Origin of the sequence: Sedimenticola selenatireducens (assembly GCF_007625115.1) — a bacterium.
In the GTDB taxonomy this organism is placed as follows: Bacteria; Pseudomonadota; Gammaproteobacteria; order Chromatiales; family Chromatiaceae; genus Sedimenticola; species Sedimenticola selenatireducens_A.
This window is the reverse complement of sequence record NZ_VMNH01000004.1, coordinates 251,462-268,265: the sequence shown is the minus strand read 5'-3', so window position 1 is coordinate 268,265 and position 16,804 is coordinate 251,462. Positions and strand designations below refer to the sequence as shown.

At 49.5% G+C, this 16,804-nt stretch carries 13 protein-coding genes; 8 read left to right on the top strand and 5 right to left on the bottom strand.

Annotation, left to right across the window (positions count from 1 at the left end):
- The first annotated feature begins 6 nt into the window (after window positions 1-6).
- Together FHP88_RS03300 and FHP88_RS03295 are read left to right on the top strand one after the other, a co-directional pair.
- Window positions 7-3,054, top strand: a complete 3,048-nt coding sequence (locus FHP88_RS03300) for an efflux RND transporter permease subunit (RefSeq protein ID WP_144357562.1) — start codon at window positions 7-9, stop codon at window positions 3,052-3,054.
- 259 nt (window positions 3,055-3,313) lie between these two features.
- Window positions 3,314-4,465 (top strand): methyl-accepting chemotaxis protein, encoded by a 1,152-nt coding sequence (locus tag FHP88_RS03295; RefSeq protein ID WP_144357561.1) that lies wholly within the window; start codon window positions 3,314-3,316, stop codon window positions 4,463-4,465.
- 121 nt (window positions 4,466-4,586) lie between these two features.
- Here the strand turns inward: FHP88_RS03295 and FHP88_RS03290 are convergent, their stop codons facing one another.
- Both FHP88_RS03290 and FHP88_RS03285 read right to left on the bottom strand, forming a co-directional pair.
- A complete protein-coding gene (locus FHP88_RS03290) occupies window positions 4,587-5,525 on the bottom strand; it encodes a glutathione S-transferase family protein (RefSeq protein ID WP_144357560.1) in 939 nt (312 codons plus the stop codon).
- A gap of 14 nt (window positions 5,526-5,539) precedes the next feature.
- Complete coding sequence (locus FHP88_RS03285; RefSeq protein WP_144357559.1) at window positions 5,540-6,241, bottom strand: pirin family protein; 702 nt, start codon at window positions 6,239-6,241, stop codon at window positions 5,540-5,542.
- 85 nt (window positions 6,242-6,326) lie between these two features.
- Between FHP88_RS03285 and FHP88_RS03280 the strand changes: the two genes are divergently transcribed.
- Both FHP88_RS03280 and FHP88_RS03275 read left to right on the top strand, forming a co-directional pair.
- A complete protein-coding gene (locus FHP88_RS03280; RefSeq protein WP_144357558.1) occupies window positions 6,327-7,223 on the top strand; it encodes a LysR family transcriptional regulator in 897 nt (298 codons plus the stop codon).
- A 36-nt stretch (window positions 7,224-7,259) separates the two neighbouring features.
- The gene (locus FHP88_RS03275; protein WP_144357557.1) at window positions 7,260-7,535 is read left to right on the top strand and encodes an HlyU family transcriptional regulator; all 276 of its coding nucleotides are present in this window, start codon (window positions 7,260-7,262) and stop codon (window positions 7,533-7,535) included.
- Between the two features lie 49 nt (window positions 7,536-7,584).
- Here FHP88_RS03275 and pyk read toward each other — a convergent pair whose 3' ends face one another.
- Entirely contained in the window at window positions 7,585-9,042 is a 1,458-nt protein-coding gene (gene pyk, locus FHP88_RS03270) for a pyruvate kinase (RefSeq protein WP_144357556.1), read from the bottom strand.
- Between the two features lie 178 nt (window positions 9,043-9,220).
- Between pyk and FHP88_RS03265 the strand changes: the two genes are divergently transcribed.
- The 4 genes from FHP88_RS03265 to FHP88_RS03250 all read left to right on the top strand — a co-directional run bounded on the left by FHP88_RS03265 (window position 9,221) and on the right by FHP88_RS03250 (window position 14,299).
- On the top strand, window positions 9,221-11,884 hold the full coding sequence (locus tag FHP88_RS03265) for a CHASE2 domain-containing protein (protein ID WP_144357555.1): 2,664 nt from the start codon (window positions 9,221-9,223) through the stop codon (window positions 11,882-11,884).
- A 28-nt stretch (window positions 11,885-11,912) separates the two neighbouring features.
- Window positions 11,913-12,371 (top strand): TerB family tellurite resistance protein, encoded by a 459-nt coding sequence (locus tag FHP88_RS03260; RefSeq protein ID WP_144357554.1) that lies wholly within the window; start codon window positions 11,913-11,915, stop codon window positions 12,369-12,371.
- A gap of 195 nt (window positions 12,372-12,566) precedes the next feature.
- The gene (locus FHP88_RS03255; protein WP_144357553.1) at window positions 12,567-13,031 is read left to right on the top strand and encodes a c-type cytochrome; all 465 of its coding nucleotides are present in this window, start codon (window positions 12,567-12,569) and stop codon (window positions 13,029-13,031) included.
- Between the two features lie 146 nt (window positions 13,032-13,177).
- The gene (locus tag FHP88_RS03250; protein WP_144357552.1) at window positions 13,178-14,299 is read left to right on the top strand and encodes an alkene reductase; all 1,122 of its coding nucleotides are present in this window, start codon (window positions 13,178-13,180) and stop codon (window positions 14,297-14,299) included.
- On the opposite strand, the gene FHP88_RS03245 is transcribed toward FHP88_RS03250, so the two are convergent.
- Both FHP88_RS03245 and panP read right to left on the bottom strand, forming a co-directional pair.
- Window positions 14,296-14,889 (bottom strand): c-type cytochrome, encoded by a 594-nt coding sequence (locus FHP88_RS03245; protein ID WP_144357551.1) that lies wholly within the window; start codon window positions 14,887-14,889, stop codon window positions 14,296-14,298. The two genes, FHP88_RS03250 and FHP88_RS03245, sit on opposite strands and share 4 nt — an antisense overlap.
- Before the next feature lie 94 nt (window positions 14,890-14,983).
- Complete coding sequence (gene panP / locus FHP88_RS03240; RefSeq protein ID WP_260843147.1) at window positions 14,984-16,642, bottom strand: pyridoxal-dependent aspartate 1-decarboxylase PanP; 1,659 nt, start codon at window positions 16,640-16,642, stop codon at window positions 14,984-14,986.
- Window positions 16,643-16,804: the final 162 nt, after the last annotated feature.

Below are 16,804 nucleotides of genomic sequence, written 5' to 3'. Positions count from 1 at the left end.
TTAACCATGGGTATTACCGCATATACGATTCAAAACAAGACAGTCAGTTGGATGGTGATACTGCTACTGATCGGCGGGGGCATAATCTCATTTAATGGATTAGGGCGTCTGGAAGATCCCGCCTTTACCATCAAACAGGCGTTGATCTTTATCGATTACCCTGGTGCTTCGGCGCAGGAGGTTGAGGAGGAGGTCACTCTACCCATAGAGAATGCTATTCAGCAACTCGCTTATTTAGATCACATTACTTCGACCTCAAGTGATGGCTCATCACAAATCATGGTCGAGATGAAGAGCACCTATCGCAAGGATGATCTGGCCCAGATCTGGGATGAGATGCGTCGCAAGATCAACGATATGCAATCCCAACTACCCCCTGGTGTTCAGACGCCCCGGATCATCGACGATTTCGGTGATGTGTTTGGTGCCTTTATGGCGATTACTGGGGAGGGTTACAGCTATGAAACGTTGGCGGAGTACACTGATTACCTGCGTCGTGAGCTGGTATTGGTTCCGGGAGTGGGGAAAGTCAATGTGGGAGGGCGTCTTACCGAGCAGGTCTTTATTGAGGTAGATCGCTCAAAGGTTTCGGCAAGCGGATTCTCAATGAGTGATATTCAGAATCTATTGAGTGCCCATAATCTGGTGGTTGATGCAGGTTCTGTACGTGTCGGCAGTGAATCAATACGTATCAGTCCTCGTAGTAGCAATGAGGTAGGTCTGAGTAGTCTGGAAAATTTATTACTGGGGAATGTGGGTGGACAGTTGGTCTATCTCAAAGATGTTGCCCAAATCACTCAGGGTTATGCAGATCCGCCACAACATCTCTATCGTTTCAATGGCAAGCCAGCACTGACATTGGCCGTATCATTTTCAACCGGAGTTAATGTCGTTCAAGTAGGACAGGCTATCGATGCACGATTAAGGGCGTTAGATGATCAACGACCTGTAGGGATGGAGATTAGCCGCATCTATGATCAACCAGGCCAGGTTGAGGCATCAGTAAATGCCTTCCTGGTGGGGCTGGGCCAAGCCGTTGTCATTGTGGTGCTGGTATTGCTGTTCACTATGGGTTTGCGTCCTGGCGTGTTAATGAGCGGTGTTTTGCTGCTGACCATTCTTGGGACTTTTATCCTGATGTTGATCTTTGATATTGAGCTGCATCGCATCTCCCTGGGTGCGCTAATCATTGCGCTGGGTATGTTGGTCGATAATGCCATTGTAATCACTGAAGGTATTATGATCAGCCTAAAGCGGGGTATGACCCGTATGCAGGCCGCACTGACCATTGTAAATCACACCCGTTGGCCATTATTAGGTGCAACGGTTATTGCCATTGCCGCATTTGCCCCCATTGGACTCTCGCCGGATGCCAGTGGTGAGTTTACTGGCAGTCTGTTCTGGGTACTGCTCATCTCACTTTTTCTAAGTTGGGTGTTTGCAGTGACACTGACGCCCTTTTTTTGTTACCTGATGTTCAAGGAAGTGGAGCTGGAAGCAGAGCATGATGTGCAACCCTATAAGGGGATTGCTTACCAGACTTACCGTTCAATTCTGCATCTGTCGCTACACTATCGTTGGAGCACCATTGCTCTGATGAGCGCTGCACTGATAGCGGCGGTGATCGGTTTCGGGCAGGTGAAGCAGGCCTTTTTCCCTGCCAGTTCCTTGCCGATGTTTATGGTCGAATATTGGTTGCCAGAGGGGAGTGATATCCGTGCGGTGAATCAGGATCTTTCTGCACTTGAACAACAGATTATGGAGATTCCAGAAGTGACCCAGGTGACAACCACCTTGGGTAGGGGCGCCGAACGTTTCATGCTCACCTATGCTCCAGAACTCTCCTATCCGAGTTATGCGCAGGTTATTGTTGAGGTCAGGGCGTTTGATCAAATAGCCCCCGCAATGGCTCAGCTGAAAGGGATATTGACGGATCAGTTTCCCCAGGCATTTAGCAAGTTCCAGCGTTTTGAGTTAGGTCCGGGAACCAAGGCCAAGGTGGAGGCGCGGCTGATAGGACCGGACCCTGTGGTACTGCGCCAGTTGGGTTCGCAGGTTAAGGCACTGTTTGATGCTGAGCCAGACGCCATCAATGTCCGGCAGGATTGGCGGCAGCGGACCAAAGTTTTACGACCACTGTTTGATGAAGCAGAGGGACGTCGACTGGGCATTAGCAAACGAGATCTGGAGCAGGCCCTTGCCATGAATGTGCAAGGCCAGACAGTAGGGCTTTATCGTCAAGGCAGCAAGCTGCTGCCGATTGTGGTGCGTCCCCCTGAAGCGGAGCGCAATACCGTCACACAGCTACAGGATATACAGGTCTATAGCCCCGCTCGACAAGCCTATGTGAATATTGGGCAAGTGGTTAAGCAGATTGATCTGGAGTGGACGGATCCGCTGATTAAAAGACGCGATCGCAAGCGAACGTTGGCCGTGCTGGCGGATCCAGTGGATGGCATGATGCCGGCAGCCTTGCATGCCAAACTGCGCAGTCAGGTTGAAGCGATACCACTGCCTGCAGAATACAGTCTGATGTGGGGCGGTGAATATGAAGCGCAGCAGAAGGCCAATGTGGCCGTATTTGCCTTTGTGCCACTCGGGCTTTTGGTGATGGTGGTGATGACGGTTATTCTGTTTAAGTCGGCCCGCCAGACGCTGGTGGTGTGGATTACCGTGCCGCTATCGATCATTGGTGTGACGCTGGGTCTTCTGAGTACAGATTCTCCGTTCAGTTTTATGGCCCTGCTGGCTGTGCTCAGTCTGATTGGCATGCAATTGAAGAACGGTATTGTATTGATTGAAGAGATCAAGCGGTTACAAGAAGAACTCAAGCAGCCCTGGTTGCAGGCTATTACCGATGCTGCGATCAGTCGTCTTAGACCAGTCAGCATGGCGGCACTGACGACCATACTGGGTATGGTGCCGCTGCTGGGGGATGTGTTTTTTCAGCCCATGGCCGTTACCATCATGTTTGGACTGGGTTTTGCCACCCTGCTTACGCTCATCGTAATACCCGTGCTTTTTGCTCTGTTTTATCGGGTCAAGGGATACTGAATCTCTGTAATACACCCCGAAATGATCGTTCGGGGTGTAGTGTTATGATTTATGTCGCTTGTGTGTCGTTATATGCAATCAATTCGCCTTTTTTGACTAAAGTTTTTTTGTTTGGCGCCCGATAAACTGATTGTTATTTGTAACGCGCTTATGGAAGTTTTTATAACTGCGGTTATTTAAGCCTGGAGTGTTTTCCCATGGGTTGTCCATCTTGTCTGAGTGAGCCACGCCGACGATTAATGCAAGGAATAAAAGCAATATGAAATCTCTTTTTTTACGCATGCGCAGTATCCATTGGGTCGGCATCATCATCCTAGTGGCCAATGCGCTGCTACTGACCGAAAATGTCTGGTCAATGACAATCCAGCTGGTCGTTGCGGCTGTGGTCCTGGTACATGATCTGGATGAAAAGCGTTGGGGGGTCGATGCCCTTAAGCAGATGTCCAAATATATGGAGAATTTTTCCAAACGAGATCTCTCACAAGAATGTCGGGTTAATGCCAATTTCAATACGGAACTGGGTGAGGTGTTATCCGTCATTGAAAATTTCAGAAACAGTATCCGCTCTGCCCTGCTTGAGACAAAACAGTTTGCCAGTTCAAATAAGAATGCCGTGCATGATATTAATCGTATGACCGGTGAAATTAACGGCCGCATCAACAGTATCGCAACGCTGATTCAACGGGCACATAATGAATTGGCCGAGCTCGACCAGATCACCGATAGCCTGGTGGTGGATGCCGAGCAGAGTCAGGCATTGATTAGACAGGTGAGTACGAATCTGAATAATTCCAAGCAGGGTATCAGTGACTTTGGTGACAAGCTGCGACGTTACTCGGACAGTAATACGGAACTGGTAAGCGAGATTGCTCAACTTTCAAATAACACCGATCAGGTTAAAGGGGTTTTGACGGTAGTCAGCAGTATTGCGGAACAGACCAATCTGTTGGCGCTCAATGCAGCCATTGAGGCGGCGCGTGCTGGAGAGCAGGGTCGTGGGTTTGCTGTGGTCGCAGATGAAGTGCGTGGGCTGGCTGTGCGCACTCAGCAAAGTCTTGAAGAGATTCACAAGATCATTGCAGATATCACTTCGTCAGTGACGACGTCGACCAAAAAAATGGAGAGTCAGACCCTGTTGTTGGATGGTGTCATGAGCAGTATGGAGAGCACTATCGAGTTGATCCATGCGGCAACGGGTGATGCGGCTTCTGCATCCAGTCAGATGGAACATACCGTGAAGGCCTCCACCTTGTCCCAGCAAAAGAACGCACAAATCGTGGATTGTGTATCGCAAGTGAATCAGCACTCCCAGGCCAATTTAAATGATATTGCTGAAATCTCCAGCAGGGTACAGCAGCAAGAGTCAATGGAAGAGACCATGCAGTTGAAATTGGCAGCATTTAAATTGTGAAGGGATTATGCGATCCAATTTACTAATCCCAAACAGAAACGCCCCACCATGGGGTGTTTCTGGATGCTTGCCAAATGCGCACTGATATCCAGTCTTTAACGGTGATTTAGCCAGGATACCCTTAACAATACTGCTCCATTCCTTCTTGTGACATAAAATCAATATCAGGCCCTTTTGGGATGATACCACTCGGGTTCAGGAAGGGATGGCTGGTGTAATAGTGGGTTTTAATGTGGGCCATATTCACGGTTTCTGCTATCCCCGGCTGTTGATAGAGTGAGCGCAAGTAGGCCCAAAGATTTGGGTAGTCGATTATGCGCTGACGATTGCATTTAAAGTGACTGTAATACACCGGATCAAAACGCACGAGGGTTGGGAACAGTCGCCAGTCCGCTTCGGTGATCTGATCGCCTAGCAGATAGCGTTGTGAATTAAGTCGCGCCTCCAGTTCATCCAATGCAGTAAACAGTTGATCAAAGGCGTATTCATAGGCCTGCTGACTCTTGGCAAACCCCGTTTTATAAACGCCGTTGTTGATGTGATCATACACAAAGGCATTGATCGTATTGATGTCTGTCTGAAGTGCAGGGGGGTAGAGATCAATCTTAACATCTCCCCAAGCGTTGAATGCACTGTTAAGCATACGGATGATTTCAGAGGATTCGTTATTGACGATCTGGTCTTGCTGTTTGTCATACAACACGGGAACAGTCACTACACCGGTATAACCCGGAGCAACGCGTTCATAGAGTTGGGCCAGTGTCTGATAACCATGTACATGATCAACGGTGGCGCCTGGATAAGCACCGAAGTTCCAGCTCTCTTGGGGCATCACTGGATTGACTACCGAAACAGAGATGATCTTTTCCAGGCCTTTAAGCTTTCGAAAGATCATTGTTCGATGGGCCCACGGGCAGGCATGGGAGATATAGAGATGATAACGCCCTGGCTCTGCCTTGAATCCTGCCGTACCACTTGGTCCTGCATCGCCACTAGGTGTTACCCAGTTTCTAAATTGGGATTCCCAACGCACAAATTCACCCGACTTATTGTTATTCATCCGCTTTGTCCTTTTTATCGAGGTAAATCAAAAAGCAGTATTTCGGCCTGATTGACACCCGTTAATTCGGTATTCAATTCATCTGTAAGGATGATGGCATCTCCGGCCTGAAGCGGCTCGCCATTGACGACTGCTTCTCCTTTAGCAATATGCACATAGACTATACGTTCGCTTGATTGCAAATAGGTGACTGACGCTCCCTTCTCCAGGAGTGTGCTATACAGCAGGCCTTCCTGGTGAGTCGCAATGGAGCCCTCACGACCATCGGGTGAGATCAGTAGTTTCAATACTCCCTTACGCTCATTCAGTGGGAAATGCTGTTGTGTATAGGTGGGTTTCACCCCTTGTTTATTGGGTTGTAGCCAGATCTGTAACAAATGAACACGGTTTGTATCCGACGGATTGTATTCGCTATGTGCCACACCCGTGCCGGCACTCATTCGCTGCACATCGCCTGAGCGAATTATGGAGCCATTACCCATACTGTCCTTATGCTCAAGTTCGCCATCCAATACATAAGTGACAATCTCCATATCTCGATGACTATGGGTGCCGAACCCCGCAGAAGGGGCGATACGGTCATCGTTAATGACACGTAGATTGGAGACACCCATATGTGCGGGGTCGTAGTAGTTGGCGAATGAGAAGCTGTAATAACTCTCCAGCCATCCATGATGGCCTATGCCCCGTTCGGTCGCCCGCCTGATCTGTTTCATAGTGTGCTCCATGGTTGATAGTGAGAGTCTAGTTATCTATTATCAGGTAATAAATGGTGATAAATGCAAATAACTATTACGTAAAATGAAACAATATGACCTTATATCACTGCGTAGCTTTGTAGCGGTTGTTAATTCCGGCAGTTTTAACAAGGCGGCGGAACAGTTGGAGACCAGTACGGCGGCGATAAGCCGCCGGGTTGCATCTCTCGAAGCGGAATTAGGCGTACGGCTTTTAAACAGAACCACACGTCGCATTGATCTGACGGAATCTGGGCGGCAGTACCACGCGGATGTTACGGCCATACTGGAGGCCCTCGAAGAGGCCGAAGAGCGAATCAATTGTGATCGACAGGCGATTAGCGGTAGCCTGCGTATTGCGGCGCCACTCAGCTTTGGCACTCAGTGTCTGGGGCCGCTTTTGCCGCCCTTTTTGCAGAGGCATCCTGAACTGCGTCTGCAAGTTCAACTTGAAGATCGTTTTACTGATCTCATCGCCGATCAAGTTGATCTCTCTATCCGCATTGGTTCTCTCACCGATTCCAGTTACGTGGCCACCCATATTACTGAGTTGCCCCGAGTAGTCTGTGCCTCGCCAGGCTATATAAAGTGCATGGGGATGCCCCGAATTCCTGCGGATCTGAAATCGCACAACTGTTTACACTACAATAATGTCACACTGAGAGAGGAGTGGGGTTTTCGGGGTGATAACGGGGCAATAAGTGTTGAGGTCGGTGGGACATTCTGTGCTAACAACGGAGAGTTACTGCGTGATGCGGCACTGCAGGGCGTAGGGGTCATCTCATTGCCACAGTTTATCGTTCAGGAGGCACTGGATAAGGCGCAATTGATCCCTTTGTTGACGGCCTATACGACGGCACCCATGGGGCTGTATGTTTTGCGGCCCACGCGCAGTTTTACACCTGCCCGGATACAGCTGTTTATTGAGTATCTTAAGTCGGCTTATACCAATCCAGTTTGAGTATTATCTTCAACGACTATTTGCATAGAGAAAAACATGGGGCTTCTTACATTTTTAAAATCGCTGGTGAGTTCAACTGAAACCCAGTCAGCATCACCTCTTCCGACGGAGCAGTATAAGGGGTTTAGAATTACACCCGATCCTTTGTTGGAAGACGGGCAATATCGCGTACGCGGCGTGATTGAGTATGCCGATCAAACCCATCAATTTATTCGTGCGGATCAATTGCCCAGTCGCGAACTTTGTGCTCAAGAGACACTGCGCAAGGCACGGGTATTGATTGACCAGCAGGGAAGTGGATTGTTTAAATAATAGGCAAGAGCCAGATGCGATACCTATCTGTTCACTGTATGTTGAAGAATTAAACGGTCAACAACGTTATTGACGGTGTGTTCAGTTTTGGATTAGACGCGAAGCCCCGTACCAGCACGATAAAATCGCCCTCTTGTGCAGCCCCTGAATCACGCGCAACACGCCGGGCCAGTTTATTCGGATGTGTATTGCCTGCATCCTCTGCGAGAATAGGCAAGGTGCCCCATTGCAGATTAAAGCGGCGATAAGTGCCCGGATTGCAGGAGATAGCCAGCAGTGGAACTGTGGGTCTGGCTGAACTGATGGTAACGGCAGACATGCCACTATTGGAGAGACTGATGATCACTTTCGCTTCCATCTGTTTAGCCATGTTTGCTGTGCTATGTGCAATGGCATGGCCAAACGGGATGGGCGTATCCATCTGACTGAGGTGACGTTCTAGATCGGCAAAGTTATTCTCCTCAAATAGATAGGCCTCAGTCTGTTGGATAATGCGCGCCATCATCCTTACTGTCTGTACCGGATAGCTTCCTGCGGCTGTCTCGCCAGAGAGCATGACGGCATCCACCCCTTCTGCAACCGCTTGTGAGATATCAGATACCTCTGCACGTGAAGGATGGGTGTTTTCCATCATCGATTCCAGCATCTGCGTGGCGACAATAACGGGGCGATTGAGATTGCGTGCCCGATTAATCAGTTTGCGTTGAGCGACGGGTACTTGCTCAGGCTTCAATTCGACTCCCAGATCACCTCGGGCCACCATGATGGCATCAGAGACCTTGATAATCGAAGAGGCGTTGATCAATGCTTCTGGTTTTTCAAACTTTGAGATAATGCCCGACTGGAAACCACCGTCATCAATCAGTTTTCGCAACTGAAGCACATCGGCTTCTGTACGGACGAATGAAAGCGCTAGGAAATCGACACCAAGGTTCAAGGCGAATTGGGCATCCTGTTTATCTTTCTGTGTCAGAGAGGGCGCCGAAACTGCGACACCTGGTAGGTTAATGCCCTTCTTATCTTTGAGCGTACCCCCTTGAGTGACTTTACAGGTGATCTCCGTGTCGTCAATCGAACATACGAGTAACTCCAGCTTGCCATCATCAAGGAGAATACGGTCGCCGGGGTTGACATCATCGGCCAGTGCGCTGTACTGGGAGGGGATGAGATGCGCTTCGCCGGTTATATCCCTTGTTGTTACAGTGATGGTGCTGTCTGTGGTTAAGGTGATTTGCCCATTCTTAAACAGGCCTGTACGTATCTTCGGTCCACAGAGATCAGCAAAAATGGCAATTGGATTATTCAGTTCATTGGCAATCGATCGGACTTTTTCATAGGTGGCTTCATGATCCTCATGGCTTCCATGGGACATATTCATCCTGAAGACATTGACACCCGATTCAATCAATTGACGAATAATAGCGGCGTCATTACTGGACGGACCCAGTGTGGCGACGATCTTGGTGCGTCTACTATGTAATAGGTCCAGCTCTGTTTTTATGCCCATCTCTGTTTTCTCCGCTATTTCAAGATAGTAGCGACTGCGGGTCCAATAACTGAATAGTAGCCCCTAAATGATTATAGAATGTCCTACCATACCGGGCCTGGCAAAGCTGTGTATAATTGTGGGCAATCTCAGCATTGTTGATCAGTTTTCCACTCTATGTGTTCACTGTTGGTAGGCTATGGCGAATAAGGATGTTTCATCCATTAGGCGAGTAGGCAGAGGACACATCCTGCTTTCACCCTCGTGGCTGTTGCTATCACTTTCCTTGATCGGCGGCATACTGCTGGCGCTGAATGCCCAAACACTCTGGCGCATGGATCAACTTTTCTATGATGCTCAGCTGAAGTTTTGGTCGCGTCCCGCACCGGAAGATATTGTTATCGTAGCGATTGATAGTGGTAGTCTTGCCGATCTGGGGCGTTGGCCGTGGCAACGCGGTATACATGCCGATTTGGTTGATCGCTTATCCGCAGAAGGGGCAAAGGGTATTTTTCTGGATATCCTTTTTTCTGAGCCGGACGAACGAAACCCTGCTGAAGATGCCCGTTTGGCCGAGTCGATCGCGCGCAGTGATCGGGTCTTTCTCCCTGTTATTATCGAACAACTGAAACAGAATGGGGCGTTGAGTGAAACACTGCCAATGCCAGACCTGATTGCATCGGCTAAAGGTCTTGGGCATGTGGATATCGATCTTGACCCTGATGGCATTGCCCGTCGGGTTTTTCTCAGAGAAGGGGTTGGTTCTCCTAACTGGCCAAGCGTCAGTGTCGCCCTATTGGAGAGTCTTTATCCCCGTCTGCTTGACTCCCTTCCTGGTAGTCGAAATCCTGATGCTGTGTCTACAGGAAGCGCGTCCATTGTGCGTGACTATCATGTGTTACTGCCGTTTGCTGGTCCCCCGGGCCATTTTAATCGCATACCCTACACACGTGTTTTGCAGGGAGACTATGCAGCTGAAACCTTCAGGGGCAAGATTGTATTGGTTGGTGCAACCGCACCTGGCCTGGGTGATCTGATCCCAACACCTGTCTCCGGCTATAACAGGCCGATGTCGGGGGTTGAGGTCAATGCCAATTTGATTGATGCCTTGCGACGTGGGATTGCCATAGAGACCCTGGATCTGGGGTGGCAGATAAAACTTACTGGTATGGTGCTGTTTTTGGCATTGATCTCGTTTCCTTTTGTTAAGCCGAGAGTGGTACTACCTTTGGTGAGTATCATGTTCCTACTTACCTTAGGGGTGAGTAGTCTGTTACTGCACGCCTTTCAGCTCTGGTTTCCACCGACGGCCATCCTTATCGGTCTGTTACTCGGTTTTCCGCTTTGGAGTTGGCGCCGGTTGGTGCGTACGGTTCGCTATTTTGAGCAGGAGTTGGCGCGTCTGCGTGATGAGCCGAGGAGTATTCACTTTGCCACAGAGCCAAGGCATATAGCTGGCGGTCTTTCGTTTCTGCAAAACATCCTGCAGTTTGAGGCTTGGGTCTTGTGTGATGCAACCGGTTTGGTGGTGAGTCAGAGTAAAGCAGCGCTGATGGGCACACCACCTGCAGCACTCAAACTGCTGGGACAGATCAGGCAAGACGAGTTGTTCTGGATTTTGATACCCCGTGGCAATACCCATTGGCAATTAGGCTTGAAGATCAGTAAGTCGTTGTTTGAAGAGACAGCAGCGATGCAACTGTTGACGGAATATATCGCGCAGTTTGGTATCAACTACATGCCTGAAAGAAGAGGTAATGTTGAGCTGGTAGAGCGACAAGTGCGTCGCGTGCAATCGGCTATTGCAGATCTGCGTTCAGTACGTCGATTACTGTCGGATATTTTACGCCAAATGGTTGATGGTGTACTGGTTATTAATATTGGTGGTCAGGTGGTGATGTCGAACAAACAGGCAGCCCACTTTCTTGGGCTCGGTTCTGAGAGTGAGTTGCCACTCATCGATATTGAGTCATTGGAGGCACGCCTGGAACTCAACAGTACGGGGATACTCAGTGCCCATTTCAAGGATGTACTGGTGGGCGGTCAAACCGTTTCGCTGGAGGGCCGTGTTCAAAATCTGAGTGAACTGTTGATTCAGATTTCACCCCTCTCTGAAGCGGGCGGGCGGTTTAATGGCGCGATCATCATTCTGTCTGATATCTCTCTCTTGAAAGAGAGTGAGCGGCGACGCACTCAGACATTAAACTTCCTTTCACATGATCTACGTTCGCCCTTGACTTCCATGTTATCCATGTTGGAGATACAACGCTCGGGTGTTGGTTCATTATCTGAAACTGAGATGGCAGAGCGAATAGGTCTCTACGCCAACAAGGCACTTAAGTTGGCCGACGATTTTCTACGCCTTGCCAAGGCGGAAAATGCGGATTCTGACAATTTCCGCGATACGGATTTTGTTTCCGTTACGCATAATGCGGTTGACGCGGTATTTGCAGAGGCCAAGGAGAAAGAGATCAGGCTGGAACGTGATATACAGGTTGAGGATGCCTGGATGAAGGCCGATGCGGCACTCTTGGAGCGGGCACTGATCAATCTGCTTGAGAATGCGGTACGATACAGCCCAGAAAATTCCGTAGTGACTGTGCGGCTTCAATACATTGACGATGCTGTACAGTGTTGCATACGGGATCACGGGCAAGGCATAGCGGAAGAGAACCAAGCTAAGATTTTTGCGCCCTTCCAACAAATACGCATGGAGGTCAATAAGGATGAGAAGGGAACAGGCCTGGGATTGGCGTTTGTCAAGGTTGTGGTTGAGAAACATCGCGGAGAAATCACTGTCCAAAGTGATATCGATGTAGGCACGGCGTTTTGTCTGAAGCTTCCACTTGCCGCTAACGAGTGACCTGTATTAACTGCGGGATGGTCTTCCTATGATGCATAAAATAAAACAGTTTTTTGATAACCACCTTTCACCGATTTCAAGTGATATGGCGCGTGATCCACAACATGCACTGCAATTGGCGGTGGCGGTTTTGCTTTATGAGGTGGCTGAGTCCGATTACCAGCAGCATCCTGAAGAGAAGGCTGCCCTGCTTGAAGCGGTCAAGAGTATATTTAATCTGGGCGATGCTGAAAGCAGTGAATTGCTCGCTATGGCTGAAGCAGAGCATGCCGATTCTACCGATTACTTCCAGTTTACCCGTCTTATAAATGAGCACTATTCAGCGGATCAGAAGGTTGATCTGGTGGAGAAGCTTTGGTTGATCGCTTTTTCGGATAGGGAACTGCATCACTACGAAGAGCATGTTATTCGTCGTCTCGCAGAACTACTCTATGTGCCTCACTCGGCCTTTATTGCCGCTAAACACAAGGTTCAGCAAATCTGCTAGTCAAGATTCGTCTATTTCCGCTCCGAGTCAACACAGGACACTACTCTTGTAGTCATCACTGGAAATATTTATTTTTTCCAAACTATAATCAATATCGATGGAATAACATCATTGCATGCTGTGACTACAGTGATGACGAGTAAAAATATTATAAGCAAATAACCCTTTCGTTAATGAGTTAATGGAGTGCCAAAAATGAAAAAGTGGTTTACCCAATCCCTGCTAGCTTCCTGTCTCACAGGGAGTCTCTGCTACAGTGCCTCCCTGATCGCTTCCGAATCTATACAGGGGGCAATCGATTTCAGGGAATCTGTTATGACCACTTTCAAGTGGTATCTTCAGCCTATGGGGGCTATGGCGAAGGACAAAATACCCTTTGATGCAGCCTTGTTTAGTAGTCGAGCAGAGGGTCTTGCCAATGCCACGCGTCTCGATGTAACGGAGGGTTTTCCAGAAGGATCCGATGAGGATACCGAAGCGCTCCCGAAGATCTGGCAGAATTGGGATGATTTTAAGTCAAAATATCAGGTACTTCAGAAGGAGGCCGCTGAGCTGCAACGTGTAGCGGCGATGGGTGATGAAGCGGCCATGAAGGCACAATTTGGCAAAACGGCTAAGACCTGTGGCGGGTGCCATAAAGCGTATCGAAAGAAGAAATAATAGCGGAGCGCATAACGGTGCAAGATAGGTTGGGTTGTGAATAGCGACCTGGCCTATCATGCTGCTGGTAAAATCCAACGAATACCTCGTGGCCCAAAGCCTATTTGTTGGTATGATTTTACGCCTAAGCCGTATGGCAGTCGGTTATGGATGAAATCAAATTGAATACTCACTACCCCCTCTTTAATCCGCTACGCCTAGGCGATCTGACACTTGCCAATCGAATCGTCATGGCGCCGCTTACCCGAAGCAGGGCAGGTGATGGGCACGTAGCGACACCCCTTATGGCAACATATTATGCGCAACGTGCCACGGCGGGTCTGATTATTGCTGAGGCCTCGCAGATATCCCAACAGGGGATGGGTTATCAAGATACGCCGGGAATCTATAGTCCGGCACAGATCGAGGGGTGGCGGCTGGTAACCGATGCGGTGCATCAACAGGGAGGGGTCATTTTCCTTCAACTCTGGCATGTGGGACGTGTCTCTCACCGTGCACTACAGCCTGAGGGTGGACAGCCGGTTGCACCCTCTGCCATATGTGCAGATGCCATGACATTCGTGGATGGAGAATTTGTTTCTGCCTCGGAGCCGAGAGCGTTGGGTCTGCACGAGATTCCAGGCATAGTGGACGATTACCGACGGGCTACGGAGAATGCACTGGTGGCCGGGTTTGATGGTGTGGAAATTCATGCGGCAAATGGTTACCTGATTGATCAATTTTTGCGTAATGGATCGAATCATCGAACCGACCAATACGGTGGTTCCATCGAAAATCGGGCACGCTTTCTTCTGGAGGTGATGACCGCTGTGATTGCGGAAGCTGGAACGGATCGAGTTGGGATAAGGCTTTCACCGGTCAGCCCGGCAAACGGCGTCAGCAATTCAGATAACTGGGCACTGTTCAGCTATGTGATAGATCAACTCGAACGACTCAGTCCCGTCTATCTGCATATCATCGAAGGCGCGACAATGTCCTCCAGGGATTACGAGCCCTCATTCGACTTCAGAAAACTGCGGGAACGATACAGCGGTACCTATATTGCCAATAACGGTTATACCCGTGAGGTGGCCCTGCAGTTGACGGAATCCGACCCGAATGCGCTCGTAGCCTTTGGGCGTAAGTTTATTTCAAATCCTGATCTGGTGGAGCGGCTCGTCAAAGATGCCCCGCTGCAGAGTCTGGATAAACAGACGCTCTACGGCGGTGGTGCAAAAGGCTATACCGACTACCCAAGGCTGGCAGACGAACCCATCGCTCAGGATTAGTTCATGCCGCTGATGTAATTGGCCAGTGCCTGAATTTCAAACTCAGTGAGCTTGGAGGCAATGGAGTGCATGACAGCATTATCATTGGTTCGGGCGCGTTTGTTGAAATCCTGCAACTGACTGACCAGATAACGTTTATGCTGTCCGGCAAGACGGGGCAGGTTGTGCGTGCCCTTGCCTTCCTCTCCGTGACAGCTTTTGCATGCCGCCACACCGGAGTATGAATTGCCCTTGTGGTAGAGATAGGCACCAACGGCCTCAAATTCTTTGTCCCTGACACGATGTGCTTGTGGCGGCTTGGCGGCAAAATAGTTACCCAGGGCCGTCATCTCCTCAGGCGTCAGATCAGCGGCCATCTCATTCATGGTGCCTTTTCGACGTCCTGCCTTGAAGTCGGCAAGCTGCTTGGCAATATATTCTGCATGTTGTCCGGCAAGCCGAGGATAGATGGCGCTGGAACTCTCGCCCTCTGCGCCGTGGCAGAGATAACACTTCTCATTGACGATCTGTTTTGCCCGATCAGCGAGTGCATCGGCCTGAACCTGCCCTATGCTGAGTGCGACTATGACGATGCCTAATATTCTCTTCATGACTTCTCCCTGCGTACTGCTTATTCCGTTAATGTAATAGAGACTGCACTGGTTTTGCAAAGAGAATCCTCAATGAGGAGAAGTTGCCGCCATTCTAGGTAGCAATGAGTTGCTCAATCCGAGCGAGTATCTCAGTGGTCAGTTCATCATCAATAGCGATTTGCTTCTGTTCTTTTAATATCTCGGTAAGGATCTCAGGTGTGGTGAGTGGATTGGCGAGCACAACACGGAAAACCGTGATGGTATCACCGCTATAACGTGTGGGTGTAAGCCGTGTTCTCGAAACAAAAGAGATGCCAGAGGCACGCTGGCTCTTTTGGATCTGTTTCGTCAGCTTGTTCAGTTCACTATTGATTGAAGCGCGTTTCTCGGTATCAACAGATTTCAGTGCCTGCTGGATACGTTTCGGTACATAGCGATAAGTGAGTAGGTTGAGTTCTGGCCGTGTGATCAGTTCAAAATCACCGGAGGCCTCAATCAGATCAGCGAAATTGCTTGCCGTGGCAATACCCTTGTCAATGAGCAGTTCATAACCTTTGCGCCCGATAATATTCAGTGCGGAGTGAACCAGCATGGCGGTGCCAGGTCGTGAGCCCTCCAGCGTATGGCTACCCAGATCCTTGGAACCTTTACGTAGGATATACTCGGCGTGATGTTCAATACTGGCGAGCGAAGCAGGGTTTTTGAACAAAACCATGCCGGCGCCCATCGGTACATACATCTGTTTATGCGCGTCAATCGTTACAGAATCGGCTCGCTCAATTCCTTTCAGAAGTTGTTTATTCGTGGATGAGAAGAGGGTCGGGCCACCCCAGGCCGCATCTACATGAAGATAGCACCCTTCATCGGCGGCGATATCAGCCAATCGATCCAGTGGATCTACGTTGCCGGTTTCTGTTGTGCCGGCAATACCCACAAGACTTAATATCTTGATGCCTTGTTGCTTTAACTGCTTAATGGTACTCAGTAGTTGATCGATGTCGATCTTGTTATCCGAATCGGTTGGTATCGCGACAATAGAATCACGGCCAATACCCAGGACATCAGCCGCCTTGCCGAATGAATAGTGTCCCCGTTTGGAGATCAGAACGGCGACACCCTCGCAGTTGTAATGTTTGAGTGCCTTATGGAATCCCTCACGGGCAATACCACGAAAGCCTTCGCAGGCGGGGAACAGTTTGTTTCTGGCGACCCAAAGTGCGGTAATATTGGCCAATGTACCGCCAGAACAGAATGCGCCCAGCGCACTGTCGGCGTTGTGCATCCAGGTCTGGTAGTAGGTGTCATCATTGTTATAGATCAGGGCGTGCAGCATACCCAACACCTGGCGCTCCATCGGCGTGAAGGCCTTGGAGGTCTCAATCTTGACCAGATTCTGGTTCAGCGCAGTCATGATGCGAGAGAGCGGTAGCATGAAACTGGGCAGGGCTGTGGTCATGTGCCCGACAAAACCGGGCGATGCGGTATGCACCGACTGGGCCACTAAAGTATCCATCAGAAACTCTGTGTAATCAGAGACAAAGGTGGGTTGTTCTGGTATCTGCGGGGATGAGAAATCCTGCTCGATCAATGCCAGATCTTTCTCTGTGGCAACAATCCGGTTACCTAGGAAGCCGACCAGATTCTGGGAGATTTCTTGATCAATCTTTCCAAGCGTGGTGTCAGGGGATTCCTGTACGGTAAAAATTCGATAGAGATTGCTCAGATTAGCAACAGCATGCTTCTGATCGCTATCAGGAACTGGAGTCATCATCACTGCAAAATACCCGGGTCAATGCCAGTGGTTAAATGTAGTGGCTGATGGCTGTGCTGTCGAGTTTTTTTGCTGCTTTGCGTCATGTTGTTCGATAAGCGCCGAAGATCAGAAGGAGTATGACTGTAAAACCTAACGCGGCAGTGGTTACTGCAATCATCC